This is a genomic window from Mycobacterium szulgai (assembly GCF_002116635.1).
In the GTDB taxonomy this organism is placed as follows: Bacteria; Actinomycetota; Actinomycetes; order Mycobacteriales; family Mycobacteriaceae; genus Mycobacterium; species Mycobacterium szulgai.
The window spans coordinates 1-2,878 of the sequence record NZ_LQPW01000073.1 but is presented as its reverse complement, the minus strand read 5'-3'; the positions used below and the strand labels follow the sequence as shown (position 1 = coordinate 2,878).

1 protein-coding gene and 1 pseudogene are annotated in these 2,878 nt (G+C 77.4%); both read left to right on the top strand.

Going from position 1 to position 2,878, the window contains the following annotated elements:
- Positions 1-2,003: pseudogene (locus AWC27_RS31020) on the top strand (PE family protein); the annotation flags it as partial.
- Positions 2,004-2,327: 324 nt separating this feature from the next.
- On the top strand, positions 2,328-2,878 hold a 551-nt coding region (locus AWC27_RS12270), incomplete at its 3' end, for a PE family protein (protein ID WP_139836953.1).

Here is a 2,878-nt window from a genome sequence, read left to right as displayed (position 1 = left end):
GTGCTGGCGTCGGCGGCGCGGGCGGCGCCGGCGGCGTCGGGGCGCCCGGGGTGGGCGGCGGCGCGGGCGGGATAGGCGGCAATGGCGGTATCGGCGGCGCCGGCGGGATGTTCGGCGACGGCGGCGCGGGCGGGGCCGGTGGCGCCGGCGCCAGCGGCGACACCGGCAGCGGCGGATCGGCCGGTCAGGTGGCCGGCACCGGCGCGGTAGGAGGGGTCGGCGGCAACGGCGGAGCCGGTGGCCGGGCGATGCTGGGCCAGGGCGGGGCCGGCGGCGCCGGCGGCGACGGCGGCACCGGAGGCTCTGGTGGGCTCGGCTGGACCGCTTCCGGCGCAGGTGAGCAGGGCGGTGACGGCGGTGCCGGAGGCACCGGCGGCGTCGCCGGACACGGCGGCGCCGGCGGGGCCGGAGCATTGACGGGTGTTGGCGGGCACGCCGGTGCCGGCGGCACCGGCGGGACCGGCGGGGCCGGCGGGGCCGGGGTCAACGGCACTGACACCGCCGCGGCGGGCATGGTCGGTACCGACGGCACCGCCGGCGGCGCCGGCGGTGCTGGCGGTGCCGGCGGCGCACCGGTCGCCGGGGGCGTGGGCGGTAACGGCGGCGCCGGCGGCGCCGGCGGGCAGGGCGGCTTCGGCGGAGCAGGTGGACAGGGCGGCGCCGAGGGCGGCGCCGGCGGCGGTGGCGGCAACGGCGGGCATGGCGGCGCACCCGGTGCCGGGGGCGCCGCGGGCGGGCCTGGTGGGGTTGCCGGCACCCCGGGTATCGGCGGCGATGGCGGTCACGGTGGGGCCGGTGGCACCGGTGGGGCCGGAATCGACGGCTTGGCCGCGACCAATTCCGGCGCAGCCGGTGCCGACGGCACAGCGGGCGGTCGCGGCGGCGCCGGCGGTAACGGCGGAGCCGCCGGGGCCGGGGGCATCGACGGCGACGCCGGTGCCGGTGGCGTCGGCGGGATCGGCGGCAACGGGGGCAATGGTGCGACGGGCACCGCCACATTGGCAGGCGGAGCCGGCGGCACCGGGGGCGCCGGTGGCGCAGGCGGAGCCGCGGGCTTGAACGGCGCCGGGGCGGCGGGCGTCGCCGGCGGCGGGGGTCAGGGCGGCCACGGCGGCGACGGCGGAACCGGGGGCGTTGGCCTAGACCGCGACAGTGCCACCTCCCCGGGCGCGGCCGGCGGGGCGGGCACCGCTGGCGGCAAGGGCGGCGACGGCGGCCAAGGCGGTGAAGCCGGCGGGGCCGGCGCGGTGGCGGGCCATGGCGGCCAGGGTGGCAACGGCGGCGTCGGTGGCGCCGGCGGCACCGGCGCCACCGGTATCGCAGGAACCGCCACTCAGGCCGGCGGGACCGGTGGCGGCGGCGGTGAGGGCGGTCAAGGCGGGGCGGCGGGTCACGGCGGCGCAGGTTCCGTCACCGGCACGGACGGCAGCGCGGGCAACGGCGGCACCGGCGGCCACGGTGGCGACGGCGGCAATGGTGGAGCCGGAATCAGTAACGCCGACGGCGTGGGTGGGCGCGGGGGCGATGGCACAGCCGGCGGACAGGGCGGCACCGGCGGGACCGGCGGCGCGCCCGGCGGCAGCGACGCCATCGGTGGTGATGGCGGCACCGGCGGCAATGGCGGCACCGGCGGCACGGGTGGCACCGGCGCTACCGGCAAGAACGCCAGAGTCGGCGAAATCGGCGGGACAGGAGGCGACGGCGGCACCGGCGGGGACGCCGGGGCAGCCGGGCTTGGCGGGCTCGGCGGCGGCACCGGCAGCAACGCGGGCAACCAGGGCAACGGCGGGTCGATCGGCAGCGGCGGGCAGGGCGGCAACGGCGGCAACGGCGGCAACGGGTACAGCGGCACGCTTCCCACGACGGGCGGCCCCGGCGGTGCCGGCGGTGCGGGCGGCGCGGCCGGTGACACCTTCGGCCCCAGGGGTATGGACGGCCAGGCAGGCCGCGACGGTGTTCGTATCGGCGGCGGCGGTGGTGGCGGCGGCAATCCGAAGAAATAGCGGCCGCGCCGGTCTGGGGGCGCCTCGCCGTCGTGTGTGAATCGCGGGCTTTGAGGGTGCATTCTGGGTGCGCCCGAGCCCTGTTTATCGCCCTGCACGCACACTCAAAGGCCTGAATTCACGCTCGACCTCGACAGCCGCACCGCCGCACCCCACACCGATGCCCGGAGCGCTAGCTCCACCTCTAGTTGTCTACCAATCGGGCATGTCCTTGCCGCGAAAGGATTACGTATTGGGCAAGTGACGAATACACTCCCGGCCTACCTACCGCGTCAGAAATGACCGTGTTGACAATGCTGTCCCGAGACGGTTGGGAGCTGTGCCATGTCGTTTGTCCTGATCTCGCCGGAACTCGTTGCAGCCGCCGCAGGGGACTTGGCCGGTGTCGGATCGACAATCAGTGCGGCCAACGCGGCGGCCGCGGCGCCCACGACGCAGCTTCTGACCGCTGCCGGCGATGAGATATCGGCCCAGATCGCGGCTATGTTCGGCAGCTACGGCCGGGAGTACCAGGCGCTGAGCGCGCAGGCGATGGCCTTCCAAGAGCGATTCGTGCAGTCCCTGAAAGGGGGCGTAACCGCCTACTCCTCCGCCGAGGCGATCAACGTCGAGCAGGCGGTGCTCGGCCTGATCAACGCCCCCACGCAGACGCTGCTTGGGCGCCCGCTGATCGGCAATGGCGCCAACGCGACCACTCCGGGCGGCGCCGGCGGCGACGGCGGCATCCTGTGGGGCAACGGCGGTAACGGCGCCGCCGGTGCGACCGGTCAGCCGGGCGGAGCGGGTGGGTCCGCGGGCTTGTGGGGCAACGGCGGAGCGGGTGGCGCCGGCGGCGCCGGTGGAGCCACCGGTGGGGCGGGCGGTGCCGGCGGTTC